This window comes from Nitrosomonas nitrosa, assembly GCF_003051105.1.
Lineage (GTDB): Bacteria > Pseudomonadota > Gammaproteobacteria > Burkholderiales > Nitrosomonadaceae > Nitrosomonas > Nitrosomonas nitrosa.
On sequence record NZ_QAOO01000031.1, the window covers coordinates 20,701 to 35,614 of the forward strand.

A 14,914-nucleotide genomic window follows, 5' to 3' on the forward strand; every position below is an offset into this window, starting at 1 on the left:
CCTCACTGATTGGGCTTAATGTTCTTTCTCGATAAAGCAAACGCATAAAGCTTCTTTCTGCTTTCTCCACTAATTTCTGCCGCAAGCTGGACAGCTTGTTTCAGCGGCAAACTTTCCATCAAGATGTACAGCGTGTGCTTCACCTGCTCAGAAATTTCAGTATCATTTTTGGGCTCCGCTGGTGCCAGAAGTAGGACAAATTCGCCTTTTTGCTGATTCTCATCGGATTGCAGCCATGACACTACACCATCCAAATTAGATGTGTAGAAAGTTTCGAATAATTTGGTGAGTTCTCTAGCAATAGTAATTTGCCTGCATGCGCCAAATACGGCAGTCATATCGGCCAGGCATTCGAGCAAGCGATGAGGCGCTTCATAAAAAATCAGTGTGCATGATGACAGGCTTTTCAATGATTCCAGTTTACGTTTGCGTTCTCCGGATTTAGCGGGTAGAAAGCCATAGAACAGAAAATGGGGCGTTACTATACCCGAGGCAGAAAGTGCACATATAGCAGCGTTTGCGCCTGGAATAGGCGTAACTTGGTAACCCCGCTCCCTTACTTGATTTATCAATAGTCCACCGGGATCAGAAATACCCGGTGTGCCCGCATCGGTCACCAACGCAACTGATTTCTGTTCTGCCAGCATCGCAATAATTTTTTCAGATGCGGTACGTTCATTATGCTGATGCAATGTGATCATCTTTGTGTGGATGGCATGAAATGCCAGCAAACGTTGCGTGATCTGAATATGTTCCGCTGCAATGACATCCACACCTGCCAGCACCTCCAGCGCGCGCAAACTGATATCGCGCAAATTTCCTATTGGCGTAGCTACAACATATAATGTGCTTTTGGTCAGCATTTCGTCGATAGCGTGAATCTGCTTTGCTCGATACGAATCATCGTACACCTGGATATCATAGAAACTCGAGATAAACAAACATCATGAAAGGAAGTGACGCAGAACACCTAGCTGCCCAATTCCTGCAACGTCAGCACCTGATTCTTATCGAAAAAAACTATCGTTGCCGTTTTGGTGAAATCGACTTGATCATGCGAGATGATGCCGTGCTGGTTTTTGTCGAAGTCAGAATGCGTTCGAACAATTCTTTTGGTGGGGCTGCCGCCAGTATCACAACCACCAAACAAGGCAAGCTCATTAGGGCCGCACGGCATTATCTCATACAACTTAATGTTGTACCTGCTTGTCGATTCGATGTTGTACTGCTAACAGGCACACATAACCCTGAAATTCGGTGGATTAAGAATGCCTTCGGTGAATAGGCTACAGATTAATACTGCGGCCGCCATCCACTGCTATGATCTGCCCCGTCACATAAGGCGCATCCGAAATAAGAAAGCTGACAGCTTTCGCGATATCATCAGGCTCGCCCATACGTTTCAGCAGTGTACGATCAATAATCTCCTTACGTAACGACTTATCCAGCCATTCCTCGTGCTCCGGCCATAATATAGGACCAGGGGAAACGCCATTGACGCGGATATGAGGCGCGAGTTCCAAAGCAAGCGAGCGAGTCAGGGCGGCGAGTCCGCCCTTGGCCGCATTGTAAATCACATAGTTCTTCAAAGGTTGTTCAACGTGGATATCGACGATATTGACGATACAACCCTGTCGCATTTCAAGGTACGGCGCCACGGCTTGCGATAAAAACAAAGGTGCCTTAAGGTTGCTGCCGATCAGGTCTATCCAATCCTGCTCAGTCAGCTGGCCCATTGGCGTAGGGAAAAAACTAGATGCGTTATTTACCAGTACATCCAGCTTGCCGAAGCGCCGTATGGTTTCTTCAACCAAATCGGGTAAGCAAGCGATATCTAGCAAATCTGCTTGAATCAAATCAACCGAATCAGGCCGGATTTGCTCAAGCGCATGGCGTAATATTTGTGCCTCTTTTTGCGAAGATCGGTAATGCACCATTAAATTTGCACCCTGGGCATGCAGTTTACAGCATATCGCTGCGCCTACGCGCTTAGCACCGCCAGTAACCAGAATCACCTTATTTTTCACAGTCATCCGCTATTTCCTTTTAACATACGCTACACTTACCTGTTATTTAGTACAATCTACCATAATCTGCGCCATCATTTACTCATGTCTACCCCTACCCTCCCCAGCCCAAGTCAAATTGCGCTTCAACATAGCCTTGCATTAGAAAAAATAATTCATGCAAAAATTAAAAATGCAGGTGGCTGGATTTCTTTTGCTGATTTCATGGAGGCAGTGTTGTATTTGCCTGGGATGGGGTATTACGCCGCTGGATCGGCTAAATTCGGTCAGGCCGGAGATTTCGTCACTGCGCCGGAAATTTCTGCTTTATTTGGTAAAACGATTGCACAACAAGTCGCGCAAGTGTTCGCACTCATAAGCCATCATGAAATTCTAGAATTTGGAGCAGGCTCTGGCAAACTAGCGCTGGATCTCTTGCTCGAACTGGAACAATTGGGCTGTTTACCCAGAAGGTATTTTATTTTGGAGATCAGCGCTGATTTACAGCAGAAACAACAAGCGTTGTTCGAGAAAACAATACCCCACCTTACTCCATTGATTCATTGGCTAACTCGCCTTCCAGAAGAATTTGGTGGCATCATACTGGCGAATGAGGTGCTTGATGCAATGCCGGTCCATATAGTGACATGGAATAATCTTGGTCTTTTTGAGCGCGGCGTGGCCACGAATCAACAGGCTTTTATATGGCAGGATCGTCCCTTGATTGCAGGTGAGTTGTTTGACATAGCTGAGAAGCTCACGCCACTTATAATAGAATCTGATCAGAATGACGTACGCTATACCAGCGAAATCAGTCTGGCCAATCGCCATTTCATCCGTAGCTTAGCTCAGATCTTACGGCAGGGTGTCATATTACTGATCGATTATGGCTTCGGGCAAGCTGAATATTATCACCCCCAACGGGAACAAGGCACGTTAATGTGTCATTATCGTCACCATGTCCACGATGATCCGTTTTACCTGCCTGGTCTACAGGATATCACCAGTCATGTCGATTTTAGCGCGATTACTCAAGTTGCGTTAGATGAGGGTCTGCAGTTGCTTGGCTACACGAATCAAGCCCATTTTCTGATCAACTGTGGCATAACCGACATCTTATCTCGCACTCCTGTCGATCTGCCCCAAAAATACTTGCCGCTGGCTAATCAATTACAAAGACTGATCAGTCCGGCTGAAATGGGCGAGCTATTCAAAGTGATCGCTTTTGGTAAACATGTCAGCCCAACTCTAATCGGCTTTAGCCGAGGCGACAAAAGCCGGTCACTATCAATATAAAAATCAATATTGATGAGAGAATGCCCCACCCAATTCAGTATCTGCGTGTTTAACCACAGATAATAAAGTTGCGCATGCAGCGCGCATGCTGGGTGCAAGCCGCATCAGGGTAGTGATTGTAATGGAACGACGTAACACCAGTGACAGCAGATGGATTGCATTCACACTGCCATCAGGATGTACCGCGCCTAACAAAGTGGGAGGCGGTGAAAATTCAACAGGATCCGTGATGGCGCGTATAGCCACAAAGGGAATGCCAGCATTGGCCGCGATCTCAGCAATAGCACCGCTTTCCATATCGACCGCACATGCGCCAAATTGCTCAGAAAATGCTCTCTTCTCGATTTCTGATGTCAAAACCCGATAGCTGGTCGCCAATGTCCCACCGGTAACCCTCACATGCTGAGGTAAATGATGCATGATTCGAGCCCGCCATTCCATGGACACCGGATGCAGATACTCGCCATGAATACGTTCTGGCAAAACAAGATCGCCTGGCCGTAGTGTCTCATCCAATGCGCCTGCCACGCCGAAACTCACGAGCGCCGATACCCCCTGGTCACGCAGCCCAACTGCAGCTTGGCGTGCCGCATCGCTCCCCATGCCGCACACCCAAATTGCCGTTCCCTCTCTTAAGCGAACCATCTCATTAAAAGGCAAACGGCGTGGCGTAATGCATTTGGCCTCAGCGCGCAATGCCGTAACAATACCTACGAGGCTCATGCCGCTTTTCTTTCCGACAATGCGCGGTAGCGTATCAACGCCCATACCGGGAAGTATTTCGAATAACCATGATACTTCAAATAGAATACGCGCGGAAATCCAGGCGCGGTGAACCAAGGCTCAGCCCACAATCCATTGGTGCATTGAGTTTTTAAGAGATAATTAATTCCTCTTTCCACCGCCGGACTTTCGGCCTCACCAGCTGCCATCAATCCAAGCAAAGCCCAGGCCGTCTGGAATGAAGTACTCACCTCGAATTGCCCTGCGCGCTGTGGATCGAAGTAGGAATCATTGGTCTCACCCCAGCCACCGTCGTCACGTTGAACGGATTTAAGCCAGTGAACCGCACGGCGAATAGCCATGTGATTTTTATCGATATTCACTAACCGCATGGCTTCAAGCACCGACCATGTGCCATAGATATAATTGCTCCCCCAACGACCAAACCACGCGCCATTGGCTTCTTGTTCGTTAAACAAATAGTCCAGCCCGCGTTTAATCGCTTCTTGGTGCTGTTGGTCACCGTGTATAGCCAGGAAACCGGTGCAACGCGCTGTCACATCGCTAGACGGCGGATCAAGTAACGCACCATGGTCAGCAAAAGGAATTTCATTCAGATAATAATGTGTATTATCGATATCGAATGCAGCAAACCCGCCATTAGTTGATTGCATCCCTGCCAACCAATTAGCTGCACGGGTCAAGCTATGGCGATAGGTGTCAGCATCGCCTTGATGGAGTGCCCAAGCAGCCGCTGCTGTATCATCGAGATCTGGATAATGCGGATTAGCATACTGAAAAGCCCATCCACCACCTGGCAAATCTGGCCGAGCCGCACGCCAATCACCCGGCTCATCAAGTATTTGATTCGGTATGAGCCAATCCAGCGCTTTTAAAACAGGTCGCTGATCCGCTTCACGGTCTTCCTGTAAAGCAAGACACGTCAATACCGTATCCCATACAGGCGAGGTACAGGGTTGACACCAGGCTCGCTCCCCTTCATCAACCAACAAGCCTTGCAGCGCCAATCGGCACTGCTTTCGATAAGGATGATCATAGTCATAACCCAATAAGGCAAGCGCTTCATAAGCATTGACCATGGCGGGAAAGATTGCTCCCAATCCACATTCTCCATTCAATCGCTCGACCATCCATTGTTCCGCACGACGTAACGCTAATTTACGGACAAATGAGGGAATCAACGGTTCGAGCCAGGAACCGATGCGTTCAAGGTATAACAGGATACGATTAAGCGATGTCCGAACCGGAAAATAATTCCGCTCTTTCTCAGGCGGTACTGTGAACAACTCACTGATATGAACATCTCTCGGATTTACCGCTTTCGCTTTTAAAGAGCAGAGTATAGAGAGCGGTATCATGACAGTGCGCGACCAGTAGGCCACTTTCCTGAGATGAAATGGAAACCACTTTGGAAACAATATAATTTCTGCTGGAACGAATGGAACACCACGCCACGGTATCTGCCGATACATGGCGAGCAGCAAACGTGTAAAGACATTGGCGCGTGCCGCACCACCATGCGACAAAATAGCCGACCTGGCACGTACCATGTGAGCGGCATCGGGTGAATCGCCGACAAGTTTTAATGCGTAATAGGACTTGACGCTACAGCTCAGATCGAATGCCCCCCCATAATAAAGCGGCCACCCTCCATGACGCATATCCTGCTGGTCACGAATAAAACGCGCCAATTTATTTTCCAGAACGACATCCACTTCATCCATGAAATGCATCATTAAGATATATTCTGCAGGAATCGTGCAATCCGCTTCTAAGGGAAAGCACCAGTGGCCATCTTTCTTCTGCAAAGCAAGCAATGCGTTGCGTGCGTCAGAAATCGAATGATCTAACTTTGATTTATCTACTTCGCTCGCAATAGCGCTACTTGTTTTCAACCATTGATTCACAAAAGCTGATTTTTTTATATTAATAAAGTTAGAGATTTGTTGTGACATTCTAGACATAAGTATTAGAGCCTCGACTCAACTTACTGTAATATAAACATTTTACAATGAATTGATTTTGGATGCTTGGTTTGAATTGAAAAGCTTTAATCAGCCACTAGCCTGGACGCATATTCACTTCAGATAAAAAACTGGCTAGATCTTATTTTTTAGCATCATCATCTACATCGATGATCTCGTCTTCCTCAAACTCATCCAACTGAAGATGGTTATAGCTATCAGCGGGTGGGTTGCCATCATAAATCAGAAATTCACGCTGTTGTAAATAAGCCTCACGAACAAATAAATAGGGATCCAATGCTGATTGATCTCGGATCTTCATGGGGCCTGAAAGTCGGGCACGTTTGTCTACGACTCTAAGAAAAAGTATGGGAACCAATACCGGCCCACTAATGGCATAGCTGGCGTAAAATAAAGCATCTGTAAAGAAGCTGACTGGTAGATCTGTGATATCACGGCGAGTGCTTGGCCCATAGACGGGGACAAAAATATAGGATCCATTATTAATACCCCATACGGCCAGTGTTTGCCCGAAATCCTCGTCATTTTCTTTAAACCCCATATGGCCAGCCATATCCGCAAGCCCGAATATGCCAATAGTCGAATTGATTACGAAACGTAATGTATCCTCGAAACCTTGCCGTATTTTACCTTGTAAAAAAGCATTCAGCGCTACATTGGGATAAGCGAGATTTCGATAAAAATTACTGACAGGACGCTGTATTGCCTGAGGAACATGCTCGATATAAACGTCCGCCACAGGCTCCAAAATGTTGCGATCGATTACATCTGTAAACCAATATGATTTTCGATTAAAAGATTCATAAGGATCTCCCTCATCCATCCCATATTCGTGCTTTTTGGTGGATGCACAGCCACCACAAAAGAGAATCAAAATATAAAACCCTATCATTACATAATGACGATATTTCATATCTAGAATCGGTGATTTGTTCAACTAAGGTGAAGGGATAAATTGTAAATAAATTGGCTGCATCAAGAATTTTGATAGAGCGGTAAAGGGCGCATGACATGGCCTTCTTCTACCAACCAAGCAATTTGGTCAGTCAAAGCCTGGCGTAATGGGCTCTGTCTAAAGCCAAGCTCGTTAATAGCTTTATCGCTCTCAAAAAACATAGACCGCTTTGCAAGCCGCACACCCGTGAGCGGCGCCTTGGGCGGTTTGTGGGTAATATAATCCGCAACAAACTCGGAGCAAGCCCCGACCATCATGGCTATCCAGTGGGGGATACGTAATTTTGGCATTGCTAATCCCGTTATTTCCTCTATGAGAAGCAAAAATTCGCCCAAGGTCAAATTTTCATTTCCCAAAATATAGCGCTCACCCGGTCGACCTCGCTCGGCAGCCAAAATGTGGCCATGCGCCACATCTCGTACATCAACCATATTGAATCGACAATCCAGATAGGCAGGTATTTTATGATTCAGAAAATTCAGTATCATTTGTGTCGGGGGGGTAATTCTCCGATCGCCTGGCCCTATCGGGAGTGTTGGAGATACGATCACCACAGGCAATCCATCCCTGGCTGCCTTGAAAGCTGCTTGTTCAGCAAGAAATTTCGAGCGGCAATAGGGCCCAGGCATTTCACTCAATTTTCTTATCACAGAAGAATCGATTGGACGGTTATTCTGATGCCTACTCGTGAGTATGGATTCGGTAGAAGTATATACGATAACTTCTAGATCTGCCCGCACTGCTTCTGACAAGACAGTACATGTCCCCTCGTAGTTTATTTGTTGAAAAACGCGCTTGTCTCTCGCCCATAAATCCGGGTTAGCTGCCAGATGGTAGCAACGTTGTACGCCTTTTAGCGCATGACGCACTGTTTTCGCATCATTTACCGATCCTCGAATCACTTCTACTTCACTCGGCAGTGAGATATCAGCTGTTTCGAGCACTTTAACTGTTTCACCGCGTTCTAGTAATTGCCTTACTAGATGCAAGCCGATAAACCCCCCACCTCCGGTAACGAGTGAACAACCACGATTCAATGAAAATACCTCCTTAACACAGTACTACTTGGCTCAGTATGATTTCTGCAAATTAATAAACAGAGCACCTAAAAAACTTAGGATATATGGCATCAATAAATGGCATTGAATAAAGACAAGATCTTAATAATTCCATCCCATCTAACAAAACAGTTGCGAATGAAAGCCCCTAAAAAAACTAGGGAAAACTGCTATTGACTTTTATTCAATTGAGTTTGGCTTCGACTCTCAACCCATTATTTTTAAATTTTTCGCTCACCATGGACAACCTCGACCAGTTTGAGCGCCTGCAACTCCATTTCTAGCACCAAAGCATCGACCTTAGCGCGAAAATGCCGATAAAAAATCATGCTCGGGATTGCCACAAGTATGCCAAATGCAGCATTATACAGTGCTATAGATATGCCATGGGCAAGTTGTGCTGGATTATTACCGGTAGGTGAATTGGATCCGAAGATTTCGATCATCCCAACCAGGGTTCCAAACAACCCCATTAGTGGACTCAAAGAAGCAATCGTACCGAGCGTGGTCAAATAACGATCAAGCCCATGCGCAACTTCTCGCCCTGCTTCCTCAATCGATTCCTTCATGATTTCACGAGAGCTATCGATGTTTCTCAAGCCTGCTACAAGGATACGCCCGAGGGGTGAGTGCTCTTGCAATCGCGACATCATATCTGCACTGATGCCGCCCCTGCGGTGCTCATGCAGCACTTTAGGAAGCAAATCTCGCGGGCAAACCTTACTCGAACGTAGATTCCATAAACGTTCGCCTATGATGGCAACCGCAACGATAGATGCAAAAATAATCGGCCATATCGGCCAACCCGCAGCTTGGATAATTGACAACACGGATTAATCTCCCAAATAAATGGTGGCTACTCTCTCATTGCTATTACAAATACTTTGGCCATCCAATCGAAAATTAACAATTGATCGGCGCGGTTTTTAATAGGGTATAACGACCATTCAGCGTAAATTAGGCGGTAATGTATCGTGACAACGCATTTTCAGCAAGAAAACATACAATTTTTCTTGTCCACAATTTCTGTGGATAAGTTTGTGTATAAATAATGAATAGTCGGGTTAAGTCATCTGATTAAAAAGTTATTTATTAATCTGCTTAATTCTTGATCTCATTTAAAGATAATTAATATCAATCACTTATAATATCACACTGTTTTTATAGAAATATCTTGGTTGCTAGATAATAATCAGCAACAATGTGGACTGATGTAGAATATTAAAATGAATTTTTCCTTCCAACCTAGTCATCTTCGACCTGTTCTGACTGTTACAGAGCTTAACCATAATGTAAAAATCATTTTAGAACAGGCGCTGCCACTCCTCTGGGTCACGGGTGAAATTTCCAATCTCAAGCAATATCCATCCGGTCATTGGTACTTCACGCTCAAAGATGCCAACGCACAAGTCCGATGTGTCATGTTTCGACACAAAAATCAGTACCTGGATTGGCAGCTCAAGGAAGGTATGCGCGTAGAAATACACGCGCTGGTTACATTATACGAAGCACGCGGTGATTATCAATTAACGGTCGAAAATATTCGCCGTGCTGGACTGGGTTTACTGTATGAAGCATTCGAGCAACTCAAGGCCAAACTTGAACAAGCTGGATTATTCAATCCAGCTCATAAGCAATTACCGCCTGCATTCCCAAAACAAGTGGGTATCATCACTTCTCCCAACACGGCTGCGTTACATGATGTTTTAACCACCTTGCATCGCAGGCTGCCTTCATTACCCATTATCATCTATCCGGTACCTGTGCAAGGAGATGGTGCAGCAGCCAAGATTGCCAATGCGATTCGATTAGCTATGAGTCGGGCAGAATGCGATGTACTGATACTCTGCCGGGGAGGCGGATCGATCGAAGATCTATGGGCATTTAATGAAGAAGTTGTTGCTCAAGCCATCTACGCCTGTTCGATACCCATTGTAACGGGCATTGGACACGAAACCGACTTTACCATCGCTGATTTTGTCGCCGACCTGCGCGCTCCCACCCCCACTGGCGCTGCCCAAATCGTCTCACCTAATGCTGAAGAAATTATTAGGCATCTCAACCATCTGAACCAACGTTTGCAACTGTCGTTGCAACGTAACCTTGAGAACAAGATGCAACGAATTGATTTAATCTCACATCGCTTGCTCCATCCGGGTGAGCGGATCACACATCAATTCAAACACCTACAACATCTAAAGGAAAGATTTTCAAATGCTTGGGCAAGATGTTCTGAAACACGCATATGGCAGCTAAACAAGTATAATCAGCGGATACATGCTAGCCAGCCTGATTTGCCAGCCCTATTCAAGCAGCAATATGAGTGGGCATCACGACTCCGGCGTGCGATCATGCATCGTATTGAAATTCTGGAAAACACCCTTCAACACCAACGTGCCCATCTTGTGCATCTCAACCCACAATCTGTGCTTACACGAGGCTACAGTATCGCTTACACGCTCGACGGGCGTATCCTGCGTAACTGGAGACAGATTCTTCCAAACGAGGATGTTCAAATTAGCTTGGCCGAGGGATGGTTACGTGCACGCGTAACCGAAACAGGAGAATAGCGTGTATAGCTCTTTACGGGTGGCCATAAAGTCTGGCAAGACTGGCAAGTTTACCAAACCGCATTTTATTCACAAACCCATATGATTTCAAAGGAACTTAATTGATAATGCCCAGAATTTTTCTCACACTTGGATCAATCAATGCTTTTTTATGTGTTTTACTCGGTGCCTTAGGTGCGCATGGTTTAAAACATATACTTACTTCCGAAATGCTGGTCGTCTTTCAAACCGCGGTGCAATACCATTTCTACCATGCGCTTGGAATGATTTTGGTCGGGCTGGTGTTGTTTCACCTTCCTCAATCACGCACCCTGAAGCTGTCGGGTTGGCTAATGTTTGCCGGGATCGTGCTTTTCTCGGGTACACTTTATGCCATCAGTCTGACCGAGTTTCGCGGTTTAAGCAAAATTGCACCGTTAGGTGGGTTATCCTATATGAGTTCTTGGATATTATTCGCTTATGCGGCTTGGACAAGCAAATAGCAAGTCGATGCGAGAAAGCGCTCTGAGTTGACGACATGACAGCCCAACTTTTTTTTGCTCCTTGCCCACGCGGACTTGAAGCTGTGCTCGCAGACGAGTTAGCACGATTTGGGGCCATGACCATTCGACCCCGGCAGGGTGGCGTTGCTTTCCAAGGTGATTGGTCTGTCTGCTATCGCGCCAATCTGGAAAGCCGCGTCGCAAGCCGTATCCTCTGGCAGGTTGCTCATCAGTACTATCACAACGAAGCGGATATTTACCACATCACTCATGCGTTACCCTGGCAAAAATGGTTTGTGCCGGATTTATCCATTCGTGTCGATCTGGCTGCAATCAGAAGTCCGCTGCGAAGCCTTGATTTTGCTACCCTAAGAATCAAGGATGCTGTTTGTGATGCTTTTCGCCGCACCTGTGGTTATCGCCCGAATGTCGATACGGTGGATCCGGGTATCCGTATCCATGGTTTTCTGGATGCACAAATGTTTACGCTCTACCTTGATACCTCGGGTGAAGCATTGTTTAAACGTGGATTAAGAAAAAGTACAGGCGAAGCACCCATCAGAGAAAATCTAGCGGCAGGTATTTTGTATCTTGCTGGATGGCAGCCAGGCATTCCGCTGCTTGATCCTATGTGCGGCAGTGGCACGTTTTTACTGGAAGCAGCGCAAATGGCTTGCTGCATCGCCCCGGGCGCTGGCCGTACTTTTGCATTCGAAAGATTGAGTTTATTCGATGCCGCGTTATGGAAAAGAACCCAGCAAATAGCTCAAGCACAACAATTGCCGCTCACCCCCCAGCCGATTTTTGGCAGTGATTTATATGGTAGCGCCCTTATCCATGCGCACAACAACCTGGTTGCTGCGGGTTTAGAAAATGTTGTCAGCCTAAAACAGGCTAATATTTTGGAAATTACCGCGCCCGCCCCAAATGGCATTATAGTTACCAATCCACCTTATGGTGAACGCATCGGAGATCAGCATGAGCTTGCCCAACTTTATCCAAAATTAGGCGACACATTGAAGAAGAAATTCAGTGGCTGGAAAGCTTACATTTTTACGGCAGATCCAGCGCTGCCCAAGTCAATACGGCTGACTGCAACCCGCCGTATTCCCCTATTCAATGGCGCTTTGGAATGCCGCCTTTTCGAGTATAAAATGGTTGCTGGCAGTATGCGAAAAGATAAAACTAAAGCAAAAGATACGATGTAATCAAGTAGGGCTATTTAGTTAAGGATACCTCTTAAGATTCAGCATTCTAAACAACAAGACGAGGCGAGAATAATAAATGTTGACGCAGCCTATGATGAATAGGTATGGAAACATTTTTGTGAACAACGATGTATCAACAACGATGTATCGTAACGAAATAGGGATTTTCAGAGAAACCCTTAAGTAAATTTGCCGCTTTCTAATCGATTTCCCTTATTGCTGTAACTATACTAAGAAGCTAAACGCATGCGAACAATTTTTTTGTTGATCTTTCTGAGTTGCGCGAGTTTGATAGGCTATGCACTTTATTTGCAAGAGATAAAAGGGCTATTGCCATGCCCCCTCTGTGTAGCCCAACGAATGGCTTATTGGGGCGTAGGATTGACCGCATTACTTGCTTTTCTGCACAACCCTAAAAAAATTGGCTATCGGCTTTATGGTGGTTTCATGCTTATCTTCGCTCTACTGGGTACGCTCATCGCAGGTCGGCACGCTTGGCTGATACGATACCCTGAATCCTTTGAGTGTGGTATCAGCCCCGAAGAGGCTTTTCTGAATGCCCTGCCAATTGCTGAATGGTGGCCTGCCATGTTTGAAGCTAATGGTGATTGCGCAGATGTCAGTTGGCAATTTTTATCACTGACTATTCCGGATTGGTCATTGATTGCGTTCCTAATACTGTTTCTTTTAGTAGGCTATCTAGTAATGAAAAGTTACAAACTTTAAAAAGTTCGCTTAACACTTTCACTTCGAAGTATCTAGCACCCTCCCTTCATGCGTGGCTCTATGCAGCCGGTAAACCCTACTTGCCGCTAGAATTTAAGAGGCGTTGTATCTTCTGATACACTTTAGCTGTTTATTCACTTTCCTATCTTCTTGTCAGCCGCTTAATTCTTTTTCTAATTGTTCGTGAATTGGGAGTGACATCATTTATAACGTTGTTTTATCTATAAAATATGGGAGTTTTATCTTGACAAAAACTAGCGATACTTTAATTATAATCATCTTGATAATGGTTGCTTTCATTTCATCAGCCAAAGCAGACTCACCTTATGAACAACTTCGTGAAGCACAAAAAAATCAGATAGAAAATGAACGTGAATTCCATAAACACGCTCATGAACAGGAGCGTGAGTACAGAAAAAAGCTTCACGAAATGGAACGTGAAGAACGTAAACACTGGGAAGAAATAAACCGGGAGGAACGTAAACATCAAGACGAAATGTTCCGAGAAGAGCGGAAGCTTCAAGATGAACTTGAGCGTGAATTAAGAAAAAGAAATTAGATTGGACAGCACTATCCTCAGAATTATCACAAGATGTTAAACCAAAATAATAATCTGGATCATACTGTCTTGGAGGCAATTCAACAGTAACAACAAAGTCCTAAAAATCTATAAGGAAATGACCTGTAGAACTGTAGAACAATGAAAATAATTTTCCAGGCTATTAAGGCACAATTATCAGCATAATTACTATATTAGGTAATACAACTGTACTCAGTTATTTGATACATGCTATGCGTAGAGGGGTGATAAAGATTGGTAATCCGACGCTTTACCCATTAATTTTCCCCCTGATCGACACAATTTCAGAAGTCGTTAATGCTATCAATTGGATTAACCACCTATCCCTCGTACGACACCATAATGGTCGATGAGGCAAGCACCTAGCGGTATATGACCAATAAAAGCATCACATGCGCCTGGAGGGCCCTGATGACCCTCAGGTAATTCAGGGTTCCAAATTTTGCATAATCCTGGAGGCGGAAGATGTCCAGGAGAGATATTGAGATGATCGCAAATTGAACCAGGGATGATGACAGGACAGGAAAAACCAATAATATTGCCAGTTGCATAACTGGGAGTAATCACATTTAATTCTGGATCAAAAATCTGGCGCATGCGTGAGAAGCTGCCTTCTAGCGTTTCTGGAATTAAATTCATGTGGTAAATATCGTTACCTAGAGCCCAAGTGGATAACAGGCTCATTCGCCAAATATTATTAATCAGTTCAGCATTACCACCAATGGGACGCGCATCGTTAGGAATTTCTAATGTTCCAGATACAGTGATATGGTTATCCCTCATATTATCCATTCCGATTCGAAGTACGCCTTCTTTGATTTCAGCAGGTTGACCGTCCACCACAGCATCGACTGTCATCACTAAACAAAATTGACCCAAATAGCTCGATGCCACTGCTTGGGACCATGGATTAGCCGCAAGAATGAAAAATATAAAACTACAAATTAGAAGTGCCCGGCGGTTAATCATTCCCCCTCCCTGTTAACCAGAATATCGCAAACAATGATGCCAACATGATTTTTTTATGAAAGGATGATTGCACAAATAAGGTTTATTTGCCAGTAACAAAGATTGAGATTGTTATGGAAGTTACTTTTGAGAAATTCTGGTCATGCACAGAGAAACATGCTCACATGCACATAAAGTATGAGTGCACATAAAGGGTGCGGCTAGCGCTAGATGTTCACCAAATAAAAATGCGTGACCAGCTACAAACACTGGTCACGCAATAGGGTGGGTTACTTCAAAAGATTATAGTTATTAAAATTCTTGTCAGTTTGTTGCGGATGAGGTTGTTTTATTGC

General features: G+C 45.1%; 16 protein-coding genes. 7 read left to right on the plus strand and 9 right to left on the minus strand.

All coding sequences use genetic code 11. The annotated features are described in order from the left end of the window. Nucleotides 1-2 precede the first annotated feature (2 nt). Nucleotides 3-863 carry a 16S rRNA (cytidine(1402)-2'-O)-methyltransferase gene (gene rsmI / locus C8R30_RS13615; protein ID WP_107790370.1) on the minus strand — a complete coding sequence of 287 codons (861 nt, stop codon included), beginning with the start codon at nucleotides 861-863 and terminating at the stop codon, nucleotides 3-5. Between the two features lie 83 nt (nucleotides 864-946). Between rsmI and C8R30_RS13620 the strand changes: the two genes are divergently transcribed. After that, nucleotides 947-1,285: a YraN family protein gene (locus tag C8R30_RS13620; RefSeq protein ID WP_107790371.1), complete on the plus strand. Its 339-nt coding sequence runs from the start codon at nucleotides 947-949 to the stop codon at nucleotides 1,283-1,285. 1 nt (nucleotide 1,286) lies between these two features. On the opposite strand, the gene C8R30_RS13625 is transcribed toward C8R30_RS13620, so the two are convergent. After that, a complete protein-coding gene (locus tag C8R30_RS13625; protein ID WP_181258754.1) occupies nucleotides 1,287-2,027 on the minus strand; it encodes a pteridine reductase in 741 nt (246 codons plus the stop codon). Between the two features lie 84 nt (nucleotides 2,028-2,111). On the opposite strand from C8R30_RS13625, the gene C8R30_RS13630 reads away from it, so the two are divergent. Continuing rightward, nucleotides 2,112-3,302, plus strand: a complete 1,191-nt coding sequence (locus C8R30_RS13630; protein ID WP_107784167.1) for a class I SAM-dependent methyltransferase — start codon at nucleotides 2,112-2,114, stop codon at nucleotides 3,300-3,302. Nucleotides 3,303-3,305: 3 nt separating this feature from the next. Here C8R30_RS13630 and C8R30_RS13635 read toward each other — a convergent pair whose 3' ends face one another. From C8R30_RS13635 to C8R30_RS13655, 5 genes are all read right to left on the minus strand, one after another. Then, the gene (locus C8R30_RS13635; protein WP_107784168.1) at nucleotides 3,306-4,025 is read right to left on the minus strand and encodes a phosphorylase family protein; all 720 of its coding nucleotides are present in this window, start codon (nucleotides 4,023-4,025) and stop codon (nucleotides 3,306-3,308) included. After that, nucleotides 4,022-6,001, minus strand: coding sequence for a squalene--hopene cyclase (gene shc / locus C8R30_RS13640; RefSeq protein ID WP_107784169.1), 1,980 nt, complete (start codon nucleotides 5,999-6,001; stop codon nucleotides 4,022-4,024). The genes C8R30_RS13635 and shc overlap by 4 nt, the downstream gene beginning before the upstream one ends. Before the next feature lie 151 nt (nucleotides 6,002-6,152). Beyond that, nucleotides 6,153-6,854, minus strand: coding sequence for an MlaA family lipoprotein (locus tag C8R30_RS13645; RefSeq protein WP_244887976.1), 702 nt, complete (start codon nucleotides 6,852-6,854; stop codon nucleotides 6,153-6,155). Nucleotides 6,855-7,006: 152 nt separating this feature from the next. After that, the gene (gene hpnA / locus C8R30_RS13650; RefSeq protein ID WP_107790373.1) at nucleotides 7,007-8,023 is read right to left on the minus strand and encodes a hopanoid-associated sugar epimerase; all 1,017 of its coding nucleotides are present in this window, start codon (nucleotides 8,021-8,023) and stop codon (nucleotides 7,007-7,009) included. A 242-nt stretch (nucleotides 8,024-8,265) separates the two neighbouring features. Beyond that, the gene (locus tag C8R30_RS13655) at nucleotides 8,266-8,874 is read right to left on the minus strand and encodes a MotA/TolQ/ExbB proton channel family protein (protein WP_090666578.1); all 609 of its coding nucleotides are present in this window, start codon (nucleotides 8,872-8,874) and stop codon (nucleotides 8,266-8,268) included. A 396-nt stretch (nucleotides 8,875-9,270) separates the two neighbouring features. Between C8R30_RS13655 and xseA the strand changes: the two genes are divergently transcribed. The 5 genes from xseA (at nucleotide 9,271) to C8R30_RS13680 (ending at nucleotide 13,589) form a co-directional block, all read left to right on the plus strand. Continuing rightward, nucleotides 9,271-10,614, plus strand: a complete 1,344-nt coding sequence (xseA, locus tag C8R30_RS13660) for an exodeoxyribonuclease VII large subunit (protein WP_090666580.1) — start codon at nucleotides 9,271-9,273, stop codon at nucleotides 10,612-10,614. A 107-nt stretch (nucleotides 10,615-10,721) separates the two neighbouring features. Further along, nucleotides 10,722-11,096: a DUF423 domain-containing protein gene (locus C8R30_RS13665; RefSeq protein WP_090666582.1), complete on the plus strand. Its 375-nt coding sequence runs from the start codon at nucleotides 10,722-10,724 to the stop codon at nucleotides 11,094-11,096. Between the two features lie 35 nt (nucleotides 11,097-11,131). Further along, a complete protein-coding gene (locus C8R30_RS13670; protein WP_090666584.1) occupies nucleotides 11,132-12,304 on the plus strand; it encodes a THUMP domain-containing class I SAM-dependent RNA methyltransferase in 1,173 nt (390 codons plus the stop codon). Between the two features lie 246 nt (nucleotides 12,305-12,550). Beyond that, nucleotides 12,551-13,030 carry a disulfide bond formation protein B gene (locus C8R30_RS13675; RefSeq protein ID WP_107784173.1) on the plus strand — a complete coding sequence of 160 codons (480 nt, stop codon included), beginning with the start codon at nucleotides 12,551-12,553 and terminating at the stop codon, nucleotides 13,028-13,030. A 244-nt stretch (nucleotides 13,031-13,274) separates the two neighbouring features. Continuing rightward, the gene (locus C8R30_RS13680; RefSeq protein ID WP_146156612.1) at nucleotides 13,275-13,589 is read left to right on the plus strand and encodes a hypothetical protein; all 315 of its coding nucleotides are present in this window, start codon (nucleotides 13,275-13,277) and stop codon (nucleotides 13,587-13,589) included. On the opposite strand, the gene C8R30_RS16725 is transcribed toward C8R30_RS13680, so the two are convergent. Continuing rightward, on the minus strand, nucleotides 13,572-13,619 hold the full coding sequence (locus tag C8R30_RS16725; protein WP_420812414.1) for a hypothetical protein: 48 nt from the start codon (nucleotides 13,617-13,619) through the stop codon (nucleotides 13,572-13,574). The two genes, C8R30_RS13680 and C8R30_RS16725, sit on opposite strands and share 18 nt — an antisense overlap. 303 nt (nucleotides 13,620-13,922) lie before the next feature. Beyond that, entirely contained in the window at nucleotides 13,923-14,579 is a 657-nt protein-coding gene (locus C8R30_RS13685) for a hypothetical protein (protein ID WP_107784175.1), read from the minus strand. Between the last annotated feature and the right edge of the window lie 335 nt (nucleotides 14,580-14,914).

What these genes read in the sequence shown, in the direction of transcription:
- rsmI (WP_107790370.1), bottom strand. Translation starts at nt 863, where the DNA reads ATGCTGACCAAAAGCACATTATATGTTGTAGCTACGCCAATAGGAAAT.
- C8R30_RS13620 (WP_107790371.1), top strand. Translation starts at nt 947, where the DNA reads ATGAAAGGAAGTGACGCAGAACACCTAGCTGCCCAATTCCTGCAACGT.
- C8R30_RS13630 (WP_107784167.1), top strand. Translation starts at nt 2,112, where the DNA reads ATGTCTACCCCTACCCTCCCCAGCCCAAGTCAAATTGCGCTTCAACAT.
- C8R30_RS13635 (WP_107784168.1), bottom strand. Translation starts at nt 4,025, where the DNA reads ATGAGCCTCGTAGGTATTGTTACGGCATTGCGCGCTGAGGCCAAATGC.
- shc (WP_107784169.1), bottom strand. Translation starts at nt 6,001, where the DNA reads ATGTCACAACAAATCTCTAACTTTATTAATATAAAAAAATCAGCTTTT.
- C8R30_RS13645 (WP_244887976.1), bottom strand. Translation starts at nt 6,854, where the DNA reads ATGGATGAGGGAGATCCTTATGAATCTTTTAATCGAAAATCATATTGG.
- xseA (WP_090666580.1), top strand. Translation starts at nt 9,271, where the DNA reads ATGAATTTTTCCTTCCAACCTAGTCATCTTCGACCTGTTCTGACTGTT.
- C8R30_RS13665 (WP_090666582.1), top strand. Translation starts at nt 10,722, where the DNA reads ATGCCCAGAATTTTTCTCACACTTGGATCAATCAATGCTTTTTTATGT.
- C8R30_RS13670 (WP_090666584.1), top strand. Translation starts at nt 11,132, where the DNA reads ATGACAGCCCAACTTTTTTTTGCTCCTTGCCCACGCGGACTTGAAGCT.
- C8R30_RS13675 (WP_107784173.1), top strand. Translation starts at nt 12,551, where the DNA reads ATGCGAACAATTTTTTTGTTGATCTTTCTGAGTTGCGCGAGTTTGATA.
- C8R30_RS13685 (WP_107784175.1), bottom strand. Translation starts at nt 14,579, where the DNA reads ATGATTAACCGCCGGGCACTTCTAATTTGTAGTTTTATATTTTTCATT.